Below are 15,340 nucleotides of genomic sequence, written 5' to 3' on the forward strand. Positions count from 1 at the left end.
TCCCGGCCACCCCCTAAGACGAAAAGAATCTGAGGAGAATCGTGGCCGAGCCCACCACTGACGAGACCATCGACACCGAGGTGCCCGAGGTCGAGGAGTACACCACCGAGAGCGCGCCGGAGGAGTTCGTGGCCTCCGACGAGGAGTTCGCCGAGCGCTTCGGCGAGCCGCTCCCGGGTGCCGGCACCGGGCGGCGCAAGAACGCCATCGCCCGCGTGCGCATCCTGCCGGGCACCGGCAAGTGGAAGATCAATGGCCGCACCCTGGAGGGGTACTTCCCCAACAAGGTGCACCAGCAGGAAGTCAACGAGCCGTTCAAGGTGCTTGAGCTGGACGAGCGCTACGACGTTGTCGCGCGCATCTCCGGTGGCGGCGTCTCCGGCCAGGCCGGTGCGCTGCGGCTGGGTGTCGCCCGGGCGCTGAACGAGGCCGACGTGGACAACAACCGCGCCGCGCTGAAGAAGGCCGGCTTCCTGACCCGTGACGCTCGCGCCGTCGAGCGCAAGAAGGCCGGTCTGAAGAAGGCCCGTAAGGGTACCCAGTACAGCAAGCGCTAATCCGATTGCTGCTGACGCCCCGACAGTGCTTACGCGCTGTCGGGGCGTTCTTTTTATAAGGTTAACGACGCGGGTCAGCCTTGTGAACGTGGAGGAATGACAGTGGGACGACTCTTCGGTACCGATGGAGTGCGTGGAATCGCCAACGCGGATCTGACGGCCGAGATGGCCCTCGGGCTGTCCGTGGCGGCGGCGGGCGTGCTCAGCGGGGACAGTGCCGGTGACGGTCGGCCCACGCGGCCGAGGGCGGTGGTCGGGCGCGATCCGCGGGCGTCCGGGGAGTTCCTGGAGGCTGCGGTGGTGGCCGGGCTGGCCAGCGCCGGGGTGGACGTGGTGCGGGTGGGCGTGCTGCCGACGCCGGCCGTCGCGTATCTGACGGGCGCGCTGGACGCCGCCTTCGGGGTGATGCTGTCCGCCAGCCACAACCCGATGCCGGACAACGGGATCAAGTTCTTCGCGCGCGGCGGGCACAAGCTGGCCGACGACCTGGAGGACCGGATCGAGACGGCGTACCGCGCGCACGCGGCGGGCGAGCCGTGGGACCGGCCGGTGGGCGCCGGGGTCGGACGGGTCACCGAGTACGGGGCCGGCGCCGATGACTATGTGGCGCACCTGGTGGGCGCGCTGCCGAACCGGCTCGACGGTCTGAAAATCGTGGTGGACACGGCGCACGGGGCGGCGGCGCGGGTCGCGCCGGACGCGTTCGTACGGGCCGGGGCCGAGGTGGTGGCGATCGGTGCCGACCCGGACGGGCTCAACATCAACGAGGGGTGCGGCTCCACCCACCTGGAGCCGCTGCGGGCGGCCGTGGTGGAGCACGGCGCGGACCTCGGGATCGCGGTGGACGGGGACGCCGACCGCTGCCTGGCGGTGGACGGCGCCGGCCGGGAGATCGACGGCGACCAGATCCTGGCCGTGCTGGGCGTGGCGATGCGGGAGGCCGGCACGCTGCGCGCGGACACGGTGGTGGCCACGGTGATGTCGAACCTCGGGCTGTCGCTGGCCATGGAGCGGGAGGGGCTGCGGCTGCTCCAGACGGCGGTGGGGGACCGGTACGTACTGGAGGAGATGCGGCGCGGCGGGTACGCGCTGGGCGGTGAGCAGTCCGGACATGTGATCGTCACGGACCACGCGACGACCGGCGACGGCACGCTGACCGGGCTGCTGCTGGCGGCGCGGGTGGCGGCCACCGGGCGGACGCTGGCGGAGCTGGGCGCGGTGATGGAGCGGCTGCCGCAGGTGCTGATCAATGTGCCGGACGTGGACAAGGCGCGGGTGGGGCGGTCGCCGGAGCTGGCGGACGCGGTGACGGACGCGGAGCGGCAGCTGGGGGCGACCGGGCGGGTACTGCTGCGGCCCTCCGGGACCGAGCCGCTGGTACGGGTGATGGTGGAGGCGGCGGACGCGGCGCAGGCGCGGGCGGTGGCGTCGGGGCTCGCGGACGCGGTGAAGTCGGCGCTGGGGTAACCCCCCCGTACGCGTGGGGTCAGATTTTGCGCAATCGGAGGCGGCGGACCGAGTGGTCCGCCGCCTTTTGCAGCACGAGGGTGGCGCGGCCCCGGGTGGGGGCGATGTTCTGGCGGAGGTTCGGCTCGTTGATGGTGCGCCAGGTGGTGAGCGCGTACGCCATGGCCTCGGCCTCGGGCAGGGCCGCGTGCCGGTGGAAGTGGGAGGCGGGGTTCTGGAAGGCGGTGGCGCGCAGTTGGCGGAACCGCTCCAGGTACCAGGACTCGATGTCGGCGGGGCGGGCGTCCACGTAGACGGAGAAGTCGAAGTAGTCGGCGAGCCCGACCTGGCCGGGGGCGGCGGGCTGGAGCACGTTGAGGCCCTCGACGATCAGTATGTCGGGGCGGCGTACGGTGAGCCGCTCGCCGGGGACGATGTCATAGGTGAGGTGCGAGTACACCGGGGCGCTGACCTCGGCGCGGCCGGCCTTGACGTCGGCGACGAAGCGGGTGAGGGCGCGGCGGTCGTACGACTCGGGGAAGCCCTTGCGGGACATCAGGCCGCGGCGTTCGAGTTCGGCCTTGGGGAGCAGGAAGCCGTCGGTGGTGACGCGGGCGACGTCGGGGTGCTCGGGCCAGCGGGCGAGGAGCGCCTGGAGGAGGCGGGAGACGGTGGACTTGCCGACGGCGACGCTGCCGGCCACGCCGATGACGAAGGGGGTGGTGGGCTGCGGGCCGCCGAGGAAGGAGCTGACGGCGTTGCGGAGCTGGTGGGTGGCGGCGACGTGCAGGTTGAGGAGACGGGAGAGGGGGAGGTAGATCTCCCGGACCTCGTCGAGGTCGATGACGTCGCCCAGGCCGCGCAGGGAGTCGAGTTCGGCGGCGGTGAGGGGGAGGGGCGTACGGTCGCGCAGCGCGCTCCACTCGGTGCGCGAGAGATCGACGTACGGGGTGGCGGGTGGGACGTCTGGGGGCGAAGTGGTCACGGGGAACATTGTGCGGGGGCGGGCCATGCCGGGCGTGGTGGGGGCGTGGGGGCGGGCTAGTCTGCCCGCATGTGTGGCGTCGTCGGGTATGCGGGGGTAGCGGGCCGGTCGGCCGAGGATGTGCTGTTGGCGGGCATGGCCTGGACGGGTTCCGGTGCCGGTTCCGGTACCGGTGCCGGTGCTGAAGAGGGCGCGGCGGGGGTGGCGGTGTCGGCCGATGGCGGGCTGGGGGTGGCCGGGGTTGTTGCCGGCGGGCTGAGCGGGGTGAACGGGCTGCGGGCCGAGCTGGGGCGGCGGCCGTTGCCGGCGGGGGCGTGCGGGATCGGGCAGGCCGGGGGCGTGCCCGGGCTCGACGGGGCGGGTCGGGTGGCGGTGGTGCTGGCGGCGGCTGACCCGGACGCGGACGTGGACGTGGACGCGGGGCGGGTGGCGCGGCGGGTGGCGGAGGCGTTCTCCTCGTGCGGGGAACTGGTGGAGGCGGTACGGCAGGTACGGGGCTGGCTGCGGGGGGAGTACGCGCTGCTGGCGGTGCACGCCGACGAGCCGGACACGGTGGTGGGTGCGGGGGGCGGGGCGGCGCTGCCGTTGGTGGTGGGTGCGGGGGTCAGTGAGGTGTATGTGTCCTCGGACGCGGGGGTGTTGGGGGCGTTGGGGGCGTTGGGGGCGTTGGGGGCGTTGGGGGAGATGGCGGTCGGCGGGTTGGAGCGGGTGGTGCTGGAGGGCGATCAGGTGGTGCTGGTGCGGCGGGAGTTGGACGAGGTGCGGTGGGAGATCACCGACGGTCGCGGGGTGGTGGTGGCGCCGTGATCGTGGGCGTGGGGATCGATGTGGCGGAGATCGCGCGGTTCGGGGAGTCGCTGGAGCGTACGCCGCAGCTGGCCGACCGGCTTTTTGTGCCGGGTGAGTTGTGGCTGCCGGGCGGGGAACGGCGGGGGGTGGCCTCGCTGGCGGCGCGGTTCGCGGCGAAGGAGGCGCTGGCCAAGGCACTGGGGGCACCGGGCGGGCTGCGGTGGACGGACGCGGAGATCTGCCAGGAGGACTCGGGGCGGCCGTGGTTGCGGGTGCGGGGGACGGTGGCGGAGCGGGCGGCGGTGCTGGGGGTGCGGTCCTGGCATGTGTCGCTGAGTCACGATGCGGGAGTTGCCTCGGCGGTTGTCATCGCGGAGGGATGATCACTAGTTCGAGTGAAGTGGGCTGGTGAGGGGTGTGCAGGGCGGCTGGGGTGGGGCAGTCTTGGGTTGTGGCCGCCAAGGGGGCGATCACGGAGGGGAGTCGGGGGCCACACATCGGGGATCGGCGAGCTGGGGCCGGTGATCGGTGCGGGGGTCGGGGACGTCAGGAAAGGGGGGATGCGGATGCGGGTGATGATGCCGCCCGGTCGGTGCCGATGACGCGGGCCCAGGCCCGGGGGAGGGCGTCGGCGACGGTGGTGGCGCTGGGCGGGGTGGGCGCCAGGGAGCCGGCCAGGCCATGGAGATAGGCCGCTGCGGAGGCCGCGTCGAGGGCGGAAAGGCCCGAGGCGAGGAGCGAGCCGGCCAGCCCGGAGAGCACATCGCCACTGCCGGCGGTGGCGAGCCAGGGGGTTCCGGTGGGGTTCGCGCGGACCGGGCCCCGGGGGTCGGGGTCGGCGATCAGGGTGGTGGATCCCTTCAGCAGCACCGTTGCCCCATAGCGCTGGGACAGTTCGCGCACGGCGGCCAGTCGTGCGGACTCCACCCGCTCCCGGGTGGTGCCCAGCAGGGCCGCTGCCTCGCCCGCGTGCGGGGTGAGCAGGGTAGGTGCCTCGCGGGTACGCAGCCGGTCGGGGTCGAGCGCGCGCAGACCGTCCGCGTCCACCAGCACCGGCACCTCGGTGGCCAGCACGTCCGCCACGATCTCCCGGGCAGCGGGCTCCTCGCCCAGCCCTGGGCCCACCACCCAGGACTGCACCCGGCCGGCCCGGTGGGGGGACCCGGAGGAGACCAGCGTCTCCGGGTAACGGGCGAGCACGTGATCGCCCGCCGGACCGGCGTAGCGGACGGCGCCCGCCCCGCCGTGCAGGGCACCGGCCACGCACAGCACGGCGGCCCCGGGGTAGCGGGCGGAGCCGGCGGCGACACCCACCACGCCGCGCCGGTACTTGTCGCTCTCGGCGGTGGGCCGGGGCAGCAGGGCGGCCACATCGGCGGGCTCCAGGGCGGCCAGCTCCGGGACGGCCGGCAGGTACGGGGCCAGGCCGATGTCGACGAGGTGCACCTCGCCGGCATGGGTGAGGGCCGGGTCCACCAGCAGACCCGGCTTGAGGGTGCCGAAGGTGATGGTCAGCCGGGCGCGCACGGCCGGTCCTTTCACCTCGCCGCTGTCCGGGTCGATGCCGCTGGGCAGATCGACCGCCACCACCGGGGCGCCGGCCTCGGCCACCCGCTGGGCCAGGTGGGCGGCGTCGGGGCGCAGCCCACCCCGGCCGCCGATGCCCACGATGCCGTCCACCACCAGATCGGCGAACCGCAGAAGGGAGGACACGGATGACGAATCCGCCACGGTGAGGGCCCGGCCGCCGGCCCGGCGCAGAGCGGCCAGGCCGGCCGGGTGCGCCCGGTCGGGGGACAGCAGCACGGCGGTGACCGCCGCACCCCGGTGCGCCAGCCGGGCGCCGGCGTACAGCGCGTCGCCGCCGTTGTCACCGCTGCCCACCAGCAGGGCCACCCGGGCGCCGTACAGCCGGGCGGTGCGGGTGGGCCGGTGGGCGGGCGGGCCGGGGGCCGCCGTCAGCAGGGTGGCGCAGGCGGTGGCCAGGCCGGCCGCCGCGCGGGCCATCAGGGTGCCCTCGGGCAGCCGGGTCATGAGGGCGCCTTCGGCGGCCCGTACGGTCTCCACGCGGTAAGCGGTCCTCATGGGCCCAGTCTGCGGCAGAGCGGGAGTTCTCTCCTGCGACACTTGAGCCCATGAGCGACCAATTGCCGCCGGAATGTGCCCGGCTGCGTGCCGAGATCGATCTGGCCGCGCTGCGGTCCAACGTCCGGGTGCTGCGTGAGCGGGCGGTCGGCGGGGCGCAGGTGATGGCCGTGGTCAAGGCCGACGCCTATGGGCACGGTCTGGTGCCCTGCGCCCGGGCGGCGCGGGATGCCGGGGCGGCCTGGCTGGGCACCGCCACCCCGCAGGAGGCGCTGGCGCTGCGGGCGGCCGGGGACGCCGGGCGGCTGCTGTGCTGGCTGTGGACGCCCGGCGGGCCGTGGCGGGAGGCCATCGAGGCGGACGTCGATGTCTCGGCGAGCGCGCGCTGGGCGCTCAGCGAGATCATCGCGGCGGCCCGGGCCAGTGGCCGGACCGCCCGGGTGCACCTCAAGGTGGACACGGGTCTGGGGCGCAACGGCTGCCAGCCGGCCGACTGGCCGGACCTGGTCGCCGCCGCCCGGGAGGCGGAGGCCGAGGGCACGGTGGTGGTCACCGGGCTGTGGTCGCACTTCGCGTGCGCCGACGAGCCGGGGCATCCCTCCATCGCCGCCCAGCAGGACGCGTTCCGGGCGGCGCTGGCGGTCGCCGAGCGGGCCGGGATCCGGCCCGAGGTGCGGCACTTCGCGAATTCGCCCGCCACCCTCACCCTGCCCGGCAGCCATTACGACCTGGTGCGGCCCGGGATCGCGGTCTACGGTCTGTCGCCCTCGCCGGAGGTCGGCGCGCCGCAGGACTTCGGGCTGCGGCCGGTGATGACGCTGCGGGCGCGGCTGGCACTGGTGAAGCGGGTGCCGGGGGGCCATGGCGTCAGCTACGGCCACCAGTACGTCACCCCCGGGGCGACCACTTTGGCGCTGGTGCCGGCCGGGTACGCGGACGGTGTTCCCCGGCACGCGTCCGGCAGCGGCCCGGTGCTGGTGGCCGGGAAGTGGCGGACGGTGGCCGGGCGGGTGGCGATGGACCAGTTCGTGGTCGATCTCGGCGGCGATCTGGCCGAGGCAGGCGACGAGGCGGTGCTGTTCGGGCCGGGGGACGGCGGGGAGCCCACCGCCGAGGACTGGGCGCGGGCCACCGGCACGATCGGTTATGAGATCGTCACCCGGATCGGTGTCCGGGTGCCGCGGGTCTACGCCGCCGGTGGCGCGTAGCATCCAGAACATGACGACGTCTGCCGGAGAGGGCACCCGGATCACCGTTCACGGACCCGAGCGGATGACGGCGCTGGGGCGCCGGCTCGGGGCGCTGCTGCGGGCCGGGGATCTGCTGGTGCTCAGCGGTGATCTCGGTGCCGGGAAGACCACGCTGACCCGGGGTATCGGGGAGGCCCTGGGGGTGCGGGGGGCGGTGACCTCGCCGACCTTTGTCATCGCCCGGGTGCACCCGTCCCTGGCGGACGGGCCGCCGCTGGTGCATGTGGACGCCTACCGGCTGGGCGGCGGGCTGGAGGAGATGGAGGACCTCGACCTCGATGTCTCGCTCCCCGAGTCCGTGATCGTCGTCGAGTGGGGTGAGGGCAAGGTCGAGGAACTGTCCGGGGACCGGCTGCACATCGCCATCGCCCAGGACGGCGAGGACGCCCGGACGGTCACGTTCACCGGGGTCGGGGAGCGGTGGGCCGGGGTGGAGCCGGCCGAGTTGTCGCCCGGCCCGGACGCTTAAGGAACGACCACCACGGGGGTGCCCACCTCGGCGAAGTCCCACAGGCGGGGGCTGTCCTCGGGGGACTGGCGGATGCCGCCGGTGCGGGCCTGGGCGGAGGGGTCGGGCAGGGAGCCGTCCACGGCGGCCGAGAAGCCGAAGACGATGCCGTCGGCGTTGGTGTGGAAGACCACCACATGCTGGATCGGTACCCCGTCCGAGCCGGGGATGGCCTCCGAGCGGGAGGTGACCTGGTACGCGCCCGGCTCGGGGTCGACCGTGGAGCGGTGAGCCGGGTAGGTGTGCAGCACCTCCTCGCCCAGGCCGTCCAGGGCCTCCGCCACCAGCCACAGGCGCTGCGCGGACAGCGAGTAGACCACCCGTACGCCCTCGCCGGAGTCGGCGGGCAGCGCGGGGTTCTGCTCGGCCGGGTCGGTCTCGGTGGGCTTGTCCGGCACTATTTCCTCGGCCGGGGTGGGGTCGGGTTTCCCCACGGCGCCGGGGTGGTCGGGGGCCGCGTTCGCCTGGTAGGCGAAGAACGCGACCACGGCGAGGGCCAGGGCGGTGAGCGCGGCCACGGTCGGGCCGGGCCGGGAGCGTGAGTGACTGCGCGCCACGGTTGTGCTGCCGCCTTTCGCGGGGATGCCGGGGAAGCCTGTGGTGACGCTATCAGCCGCATGGCCGGGCCGATGAGACCGTACGCTTGCTGACGTGCTGCTGCTTTCCATGGATACCGCCACCCCCGCCGTCACTGTCGCGCTGTACGGGGAGGGCCGGGTGCTCGCCTCCTGGGAACAGGTCGACGCGCGCCGGCACGGCGAACTGCTGATGCCCGCCGTGGACCGGGTGCTGACCACCGCCGGGCGGAAGATCAGCGAGGTCACCGGCCTGGTGGTGGGCAACGGGCCCGGCCCGTACACCGGTCTGCGGGTCGGGCTGGTGACGGCTGCCGCGCTCGGGGCGGCCAGGTCGGTGCCGGTGTACGGGCTGTGCACGCTGGACGGCATCGCGTACGCGGCCGGTGCGGCCGGGCTCACCGGGGAGTTCGTGGTGGCCACCGACGCCCGGCGCAAAGAGGTGTACTGGGCGCGCTACGCCGACGCCCGTACCCGCGCCGAGGGTCCCGCCGTGGGCCGGGCCGGGGAACTGCCGGCCGAGGTGACCGCGCTGCCCGCCGTCGGGGCCGGGGCCGTGCTGTACGCGGAGGTCTTCGGCGACGTTCGGCGCGAGCTGCCGCAGCATGCCTGCGCCGGTGCGCTCGCGGCGCTGGCCGCCGAGCGGCTGGCGGCCGGCGAGGAGCTTGAGCCGCCGCGTCCGCTCTATCTGCGCCGGCCGGACGCCCAGGTGCCGGCCGGGTACAAGGTCGTCACCCCATGACCGGCGGCGGCCTCGCGCTGCGCGCGATGCGCTGGTGGGACATCGAACCGGTGCTGGCTCTGGAACACCAGGTGTTTCCCGAGGACGCCTGGACGCCGGGGATGTTCTGGTCCGAGCTGGCGCTCACCGGGGGCCCCCGGTGCAGCAGGCACTATGTGGTCGCCGAGGATCCGGCCGTACCCGGCGGGAGACCCGCCGGGTACGCGGGGCTGGCGGTGGCCGGGGACCAGGCCGATGTGCAGACCATCGCGGTGGCCCCCGACCGGCAGGGCACCGGGCTCGGCGCCCGGCTGCTCACCGAACTGCTGTCCGCCGCCGAGGCGGCCGGCTGCGGTGAGGTGTTCCTTGAAGTGCGGGTGGACAACGCGCGGGCCCAGCGGCTGTACACCCGGTTCGGCTTCGAACCGCTGGGCATCAGACCCGGCTACTACCAGCCGGGCAACCATGACGCGCTGGTGATGCGGCGGACGGCAGCGCACGACCACCACGACGAGAGCTGAGAGCAAGACAGAGATGGCAGACGAACCGCTCGTGCTGGGCATCGAGACCTCCTGCGACGAGACCGGCGTGGGGATCGTACGCGGCACCACGCTGCTCGCCGACGCCGTGGCGTCGAGCGTCGACGACCACGCCAGGTACGGCGGGGTGGTGCCGGAGATCGCCAGCCGGGCGCACCTGGAGGCGATGGTCCCGACGATCGACCGGGCGCTGAAGGAGGCCGGGATCGCGGCGAGCGACCTGGACGGCATCGCGGTGACCGCCGGGCCCGGGCTGGCCGGCGCGCTGCTGGTGGGGGTCTCGGCGGCGAAGGCGTACGCGTACGCGCTGGGCAAGCCGCTGTACGGCGTGAACCACCTCGCCTCGCACATCTGCGTGGATCAGCTGGAGCACGGTCCGCTGCCCGAGCCGACGATGGCGCTGCTGGTGTCCGGCGGGCACTCCTCGCTGCTGCTGGCGCCGGACATCACCTGTGATGTCCGGCCGCTGGGCGCGACGATCGACGACGCGGCGGGGGAGGCGTTCGACAAGGTGGCGCGGGTGCTGGGGCTCGGTTTCCCGGGTGGTCCGGTGATCGACCGGTACGCGCGGGACGGCGATCCGGAGGCGATCCGCTTCCCGCGCGGGCTGACCGGGCCGCGGGACGCGCCGTTCGACTTCTCCTTCTCCGGGCTGAAGACCTCGGTGGCCCGCTGGGTCGAGGCGAAGCGCCGGGCCGGGGAGCCGGTGCCGGTGGCGGATGTGGCGGCCTCGTTCCAGGAGGCGGTCACCGATGTGCTGACTCGTAAGGCGGTCCGGGCCTGCAAGGAGCAGGGCGTGGATCATCTGATGATCGGTGGCGGGGTGGCGGCGAATTCGCGGCTGCGGGCGATGGCGCAGGAGCGCTGCGACGCCGCCGGGATCACGCTGCGGGTGCCCCGGCCGAAGCTGTGCACCGACAACGGGGCGATGGTGGCTGCGCTCGGGGCGGAGATGGTGGCGCGCAACCGGCCCGCCTCCGGGCTGGAGCTGCCGGCGGATTCCTCGCTGCCGGTGACCGAGACCCACATCCCGGGCCAGGAGCACTCCCACCCGCATTCCCCCGCGCATTCCCATGTGCATGAGCTGAGTGCCGCCAATCTGTACGGGGGGCAGGGATGACCACCACCCTCATGTGGGAGGCCCGCGCGGCCGAGGGGCGGGGCGCCGAACTGCTCGCCTGGGCGCGTGGGCAGGCGCTCGACCCGGCACCGGCCCGGCGGGAGACGTTCACGGCCGCCGCCGACCGGGTGCTCGTCATCACCTGGTGGGAGGGCCAGGACCTGGCCGAACTGCCCGACCCCCCGGCCGGGTTGCTGCACCGGCCGGTGCACCGCTGGCGGTTCGAGCAGGTCCCCGAGTGAGTCGCCCCGACCGGCCCCGGGTCATCGGCGTCGAGACCTTCCCGCTGGAGGTGCCGCTGCCGAACGGCGGTTACGGCACCGCCAAGACGCTGGGCGACCGGCGGGTCGCCACGTTGGTCAAGGTCACCACCTCCGACGGGGTCGCCGGCTGGGGCGAGTCCTTCGGGCCGCCCCGCCAAGTGGCGCCGTTCCTCGCCGAGTTCGGCGCCGCGCTGCTGGGTGCGCCGGCGGCCGTACGCGAACACCGCATCCTCGACGCGCTCTCCACCGGCTACCACCACACCACCGGCGGTCCTCAGGTGGCCGCGCTCAGCGGCCTCGACATCGCGCTGTGGGACGCCCAGGCCCGTACGTTCTCGGTGCCGGTCGGCGAACTGCTCGGCGGGCGGCTGCGGGACAGCGTCGCCGCGTACGCCTCCAGCGGCTATGTCACCCCCGGCCGGGACCTCGGTGAACTGCGCGCCGTGCTGGCCGGCAACGCCGCCGAGGGGTTCCGCGCCGTCAAGATCAAGATCGGTCTCGCCCCGGACGCGGACCGGGCCCGTACCCAGGTGGCCCGGGAGGTCTTCGGCGACACCGGGCTGGTGATCGTGGACTACAACGCCAACGCCACCGCGGCCGACGCCCGCCGCTCCATCGAGCGGCTGCGCGACCTGGACCCGTACTGGGTGGAGGAGCCGGTGCCGCCGCACGACCACGCCGGCTACCGCGAACTGCGCGCCGCCGCCGCTGCCCGCGGGTTGCCGCCGCTGGCCGGCGGCGAGGCGCTGTACACCCGCTACGGGTTCCGCGATCCGATCGCGGGCCGACACCTGGACATCGTGCAGCCGGATGTCGCCAAGTGCGGCGGGTTCACCGAGGCGCAGGCGATCCGCGCCATGGCCGCCGCCTGGAATCTGCGGCTGTCCCCGCACTGCTGGGGTACGGGCGTGGCGCAGGCCGCCACGCTCCAGCTGCTGTCGGCGGTGTCGGACGCCCCGTACGGCGCGGGCACCGGCGAACCCCTGATCTTCGAGTTCGACCGGGGCCACAACCCGCTGTGCGAGGGCGTCCTCACCGAGCCGCTGCGGCCCACTCGTGAGGGCCGGGTCGTCATTCCTGGCGGGCCGGGTCTGGGGGTGACCGTGGACGAGGAGTGGGTGCGGGCGCACCGGCTGGCGGAGTGCGCCGTGGAGGTACGGGCGTGAGTTCCGTGGCGCACACGGTCATCGACTCCGCCGCTGGGGCCGCTGACCGCGGTGGCCGGGGAGGGCGGGGCGCTGACCGGGCTGTACTTCGCGCGGCATCTGCGGATGCCGCCCGCCGAGGCGCTGGGCGCGCGGGTGGCCGGCGGCTTCGAGGCGGTGCGCGAGCAGTTGGGCGAGTACTTCGCGGGCGACCGCACCCGCTTCGGCCTGCCGCTGGCCCCGCGCGGCAACGCGTTCCAGCTCCGGGTGTGGCGGCTGCTGAGGGAGATTCCGTACGGCGGGCGGCGCTCGTACGGGCAGCTGGCGCGCGAGCTGGGCGAGGTGTCGCTGTCCCGGGGGCCCCTCCCGGACGAAGTCTGGGGGACGGTGGGCGCGGCCAACGCCCGCAACCCGATCTCGGTCGTCGTGCCCTGCCACCGGGTGGTGGGCGCGGACGGCAGTCTCACCGGCTACGCGGGCGGTCTGGAGCGCAAACGCTTCCGGCTGGATCTGGAGGAGCCGGCCGAGGCCACGGACGGCCGGCTGTTCTGGGCCGGTCCGCCGGGGGCCGATGGGTGGTTCGGCGGGCGTGTCACCATGGGTGGGACATCCGTCCTGCTCCGTGATTCCGCCGAGGTTGATGCCGTGTCCAAGCCCGTGGCCCGTGAGCCGCAGCGCCGCAACGCGCGTTCCAACCGGGCGCGCATTCTGGCCACGGCCCGGCGGGAGTTGGGGCGCAACCCCGATGTGACGCTGGAGGAGCTGGCGCAGGCCGCCGGGGTAGTGCGGCGCACCTTGTTCGGGCACTTCCCCGGGCGGGCGGCGCTGCTGGAGGCGCTGGCGGAGGAGGCGGCCGAGGCGATCCGCGGGGCGGTGGCGGCCGGCGCGGAGCTGGCGGCGGAGCCGCCGGAGCGGGCGCTGGCGCACAGCGTGTTCGCGATGTGGCCGATCGGGGACCGGTACCGGCTGCTGCTGGCGCTGGCCCGGCGGGATCTGGGTGCCGATCGGGTGGCCACGATTCTGGCGCCGGCCCGGGATGCGGTGCGGTCCATTCTGGAGCGCGGGCAGCGGGACGGCGTCTTCCACTCCCATCTGCCGGCCACCGCGCTCAGCGCGGCGCTGGAGGCGATGACGCCAGCGCTGCTGGAGGCGGTGAACACCGGGGAGCTGGCGGATGACGGGCGCCGGGTGGCGGTGGCCACGCTGATCTCGGCCGGGGTGCCGGAGCAGCGGGCGCGCGTGGTGGTCGCCGCGATCGCGCCGGGTACGCCCGCTGCCGGGGGCTGACGGCGCAGCTGCCCCCGCGGGGGCGATCCGAGCTGGTGCACGGGTGGCTTCGGGCTGCCCGCTCGCAGGATATTTGCACGTCCACGGGCAATAATTTAATCTGCTCATCGATGGGCAATTAAATCCGTTCCCGAGGAGCCTTCGATGCCCCTGCTCGCAACCACCCCCGTGGAGAGGATGACCGGGCCCTACACCCGGCGCTGGTGGGCCCTGCTGGTGCTCTGCCTGAGCCTGCTGGTCGTGGTCATGGCGAACACCTCGCTGATCGTCGCCGCCCCGGACATGACCCGGGAACTCGGCCTCACCAGCAGCGATCTCCAGTGGGTCATCGACGGCTACACCGTCCCGTACGCCGCGCTGATGCTGGTGCTGGGCGCGCTGGGCGACAAGTACAGCCGGCGCGGGGCGCTGATCACCGGGCTGCTGATCTTCGCCGGCGGCTCGGTGCTGGGCACCGTCGCCGACGCGACGGGGACGGTCATCGCGGCCCGCGCGATCATGGGGGTCGGCGCCGCCGTCGTCATGCCCGCCACGCTGTCGCTCCTGGTCGCGACCTTCCCGCGCGGCGAACGGTCCCGCGCCATCACCGCCTGGACCGCCACCTCGGGACTCGCCATCGCCGCCGGCCCGCTGCTCGCCGGCCGGCTGCTGGAGAGCCACACCTGGGGCGCCACCTTCCTGATCAACGTGCCGATCGCGGGCGCCGCCGTCATCGGCGCACTGCTCCTGGTACCGCCGTCGAAGGCCCGGGGCATGGGCCGGATCGACTACGTGGGCGGGCTGCTGTCCATCGTCTCGGTCGGCAGCCTGGTGTACGCGGCCATCGAGGGCCCGCACTTCGGCTGGGGCGCCGGACCGGTGACCGCCGCCGTGGCGGCGGTCGTGGGGCTCGCCGCCTTCGTGGGGTGGGAACTGCGGCACCCCCAGCCGATGCTGGATGTACGCAAGTTCGGGCTGCGCTCCTTCAGCGGCTCGATGATCGCGGTGCTGTTCTTCTTCTTCGGCACCTTCGGCGCGATCTACTACGCCACGCAGTTCTTGCAGTTCGTGCTCGGTTACGGCCCGCTGGAGACCGGCGTGCTGCTGCTGCCGCTGGCCGGCGCGGTCTTCGTGGGGGCGGCGGCCACCGGGTGGCTGACCCCGCGGCTCGGCGTCAAGGTGATGGTGTCGGCCGGCATGGCCATCGGTACGGTGGGCGTCTTCCTGCTGGTGCTCGTCGACAAGGGCTCGGCGTACCCCGACTTCCTGGTGCCGATGGTGCTGCTCGGCCTCGCGATCGGGCTGAGCGTCTCGCCGGCCACCGACACCATCATGGGCACCTTCCCCGAGTCCGAACTGGGCGTGGGCGGCGGCGCCAACGACACGGCGCTGGAGTTGGGCGGCGCACTGGGCATCGCGGTGCTCGGCTCGCTGCTGGGCACCGCCTACCGCGACGAACTCACCGAACTGGCGGGCGGTCAGCTGCCGCCGGAGGCCCTGGAGACGGCCAAGGATTCGGTGGGCGGCGGCCTGGCGGTCGCCGAGCGCGTCGCCCAGGACCCGGCCGGCGGCGTCCAGCAGGGCCAGGCTCTGCTGGACGCCGTGCACACCGCCTTCGCCCAGGGCGTCGCGACCACCAGCCTCATCGGCGGCATCATCATGGCGGCCGGCACGATGATCGTCCTGGCCGTACTCCCCGGCCGGCACGCCTCGAAGCGGCGGCCGGCGCCGGACGAGCAGCCCCGGGAAGCGGAACGCGCCGACTCGGCCGTCTAGGCCCGGCTGGGCCGGCTCTTTCGGATCTTCGCGGGGCCGCGTCCGGGAAAGCAGCCGCTCCGGCCGGGATCCCGGCCGGAGCGGCTTCATGTTCATGTGCTGGTGCCCCCGGCAGGATTCGAACCTGCGACACCGGCTTTAGGAGAGCCGTGCTCTATCCCCTGAGCTACGGGGGCGATCTGGTGGGTGAACCACCGCCGTCAGTGTAGCGGGTGGTGGTCTCGTGATCAGCGGGTGACGGGGTCCGTGCGGTGGAGGGGGGAGGCCGTGCCGGGCCACCGGGCGCCGGTGACGGCGGGGGTGCGCACTCCGGCG

The 15,340-nt window shown here is 74.0% G+C and carries 16 protein-coding genes, 1 tRNA gene and 1 pseudogene; 14 read left to right on the plus strand and 4 right to left on the minus strand.

The features are described 5' to 3' along the window. Nucleotides 1-41 precede the first annotated feature (41 nt). Nucleotides 42-557, plus strand: coding sequence for a 30S ribosomal protein S9 (gene rpsI, locus AC5WRL_RS21245; RefSeq protein ID WP_496090208.1), 516 nt, complete (start codon nt 42-44; stop codon nt 555-557). Nucleotides 558-659: 102 nt separating this feature from the next. Then, complete coding sequence (gene glmM, locus AC5WRL_RS21250; RefSeq protein ID WP_496090293.1) at nt 660-2,024, plus strand: phosphoglucosamine mutase; 1,365 nt, start codon at nt 660-662, stop codon at nt 2,022-2,024. Between the two features lie 19 nt (nt 2,025-2,043). On the opposite strand, the gene coaA is transcribed toward glmM, so the two are convergent. Further along, complete coding sequence (gene coaA / locus AC5WRL_RS21255; protein ID WP_496090209.1) at nt 2,044-2,988, minus strand: type I pantothenate kinase; 945 nt, start codon at nt 2,986-2,988, stop codon at nt 2,044-2,046. Between the two features lie 69 nt (nt 2,989-3,057). On the opposite strand from coaA, the gene AC5WRL_RS21260 reads away from it, so the two are divergent. Both AC5WRL_RS21260 and AC5WRL_RS21265 read left to right on the plus strand, forming a co-directional pair. Then, entirely contained in the window at nt 3,058-3,795 is a 738-nt protein-coding gene (locus AC5WRL_RS21260) for a glucosamine--fructose-6-phosphate aminotransferase (protein WP_496090210.1), read from the plus strand. Continuing rightward, on the plus strand, nt 3,792-4,160 hold the full coding sequence (locus AC5WRL_RS21265; RefSeq protein WP_496090211.1) for a holo-ACP synthase: 369 nt from the start codon (nt 3,792-3,794) through the stop codon (nt 4,158-4,160). Before AC5WRL_RS21260 ends, AC5WRL_RS21265 begins: the two co-directional genes overlap by 4 nt. 163 nt (nt 4,161-4,323) lie before the next feature. Here AC5WRL_RS21265 and AC5WRL_RS21270 read toward each other — a convergent pair whose 3' ends face one another. After that, nucleotides 4,324-5,862: an NAD(P)H-hydrate dehydratase gene (locus tag AC5WRL_RS21270; RefSeq protein WP_496090212.1), complete on the minus strand. Its 1,539-nt coding sequence runs from the start codon at nt 5,860-5,862 to the stop codon at nt 4,324-4,326. 50 nt (nt 5,863-5,912) lie between these two features. Between AC5WRL_RS21270 and alr the strand changes: the two genes are divergently transcribed. Next, the gene (gene alr, locus AC5WRL_RS21275) at nt 5,913-7,070 is read left to right on the plus strand and encodes an alanine racemase (protein ID WP_496090213.1); all 1,158 of its coding nucleotides are present in this window, start codon (nt 5,913-5,915) and stop codon (nt 7,068-7,070) included. A gap of 10 nt (nt 7,071-7,080) precedes the next feature. Continuing rightward, complete coding sequence (gene tsaE, locus AC5WRL_RS21280; protein WP_496090214.1) at nt 7,081-7,581, plus strand: tRNA (adenosine(37)-N6)-threonylcarbamoyltransferase complex ATPase subunit type 1 TsaE; 501 nt, start codon at nt 7,081-7,083, stop codon at nt 7,579-7,581. Here tsaE and AC5WRL_RS21285 read toward each other — a convergent pair. Beyond that, nucleotides 7,578-8,177, minus strand: coding sequence for a L,D-transpeptidase (locus AC5WRL_RS21285; protein WP_496090215.1), 600 nt, complete (start codon nt 8,175-8,177; stop codon nt 7,578-7,580). The two genes, tsaE and AC5WRL_RS21285, sit on opposite strands and share 4 nt — an antisense overlap. A gap of 109 nt (nt 8,178-8,286) precedes the next feature. Between AC5WRL_RS21285 and tsaB the strand changes: the two genes are divergently transcribed. From tsaB to AC5WRL_RS21325, 8 genes and pseudogenes are all read left to right on the plus strand, one after another. After that, a complete protein-coding gene (gene tsaB / locus AC5WRL_RS21290; RefSeq protein ID WP_496090294.1) occupies nt 8,287-8,937 on the plus strand; it encodes a tRNA (adenosine(37)-N6)-threonylcarbamoyltransferase complex dimerization subunit type 1 TsaB in 651 nt (216 codons plus the stop codon). Continuing rightward, nucleotides 8,934-9,437 (plus strand): ribosomal protein S18-alanine N-acetyltransferase, encoded by a 504-nt coding sequence (rimI, locus tag AC5WRL_RS21295; protein WP_496090216.1) that lies wholly within the window; start codon nt 8,934-8,936, stop codon nt 9,435-9,437. Before tsaB ends, rimI begins: the two co-directional genes overlap by 4 nt. Before the next feature lie 13 nt (nt 9,438-9,450). Continuing rightward, a complete protein-coding gene (gene tsaD, locus AC5WRL_RS21300) occupies nt 9,451-10,575 on the plus strand; it encodes a tRNA (adenosine(37)-N6)-threonylcarbamoyltransferase complex transferase subunit TsaD (RefSeq protein WP_496090217.1) in 1,125 nt (374 codons plus the stop codon). Further along, complete coding sequence (locus tag AC5WRL_RS21305) at nt 10,572-10,817, plus strand: hypothetical protein (protein WP_496090218.1); 246 nt, start codon at nt 10,572-10,574, stop codon at nt 10,815-10,817. The genes tsaD and AC5WRL_RS21305 overlap by 4 nt, the downstream gene beginning before the upstream one ends. Beyond that, on the plus strand, nt 10,814-12,004 hold the full coding sequence (locus tag AC5WRL_RS21310; RefSeq protein WP_496090219.1) for a mandelate racemase/muconate lactonizing enzyme family protein: 1,191 nt from the start codon (nt 10,814-10,816) through the stop codon (nt 12,002-12,004). Before AC5WRL_RS21305 ends, AC5WRL_RS21310 begins: the two co-directional genes overlap by 4 nt. Before the next feature lie 105 nt (nt 12,005-12,109). Continuing rightward, nucleotides 12,110-12,442, plus strand: a pseudogene (locus tag AC5WRL_RS21315) (methylated-DNA--[protein]-cysteine S-methyltransferase); the annotation flags it as partial. A 186-nt stretch (nt 12,443-12,628) separates the two neighbouring features. Then, the gene (locus tag AC5WRL_RS21320) at nt 12,629-13,270 is read left to right on the plus strand and encodes a TetR family transcriptional regulator (RefSeq protein WP_496090295.1); all 642 of its coding nucleotides are present in this window, start codon (nt 12,629-12,631) and stop codon (nt 13,268-13,270) included. Between the two features lie 144 nt (nt 13,271-13,414). Beyond that, the gene (locus AC5WRL_RS21325; RefSeq protein ID WP_496090220.1) at nt 13,415-15,025 is read left to right on the plus strand and encodes an MFS transporter; all 1,611 of its coding nucleotides are present in this window, start codon (nt 13,415-13,417) and stop codon (nt 15,023-15,025) included. A 100-nt stretch (nt 15,026-15,125) separates the two neighbouring features. On the opposite strand, the gene AC5WRL_RS21330 is transcribed toward AC5WRL_RS21325, so the two are convergent. After that, nucleotides 15,126-15,201, minus strand: a tRNA-Arg gene (locus tag AC5WRL_RS21330). Nucleotides 15,202-15,340 lie beyond the last annotated feature (139 nt).

It is taken from the genome of Streptomyces sp. NTD107, from assembly GCF_059510435.1.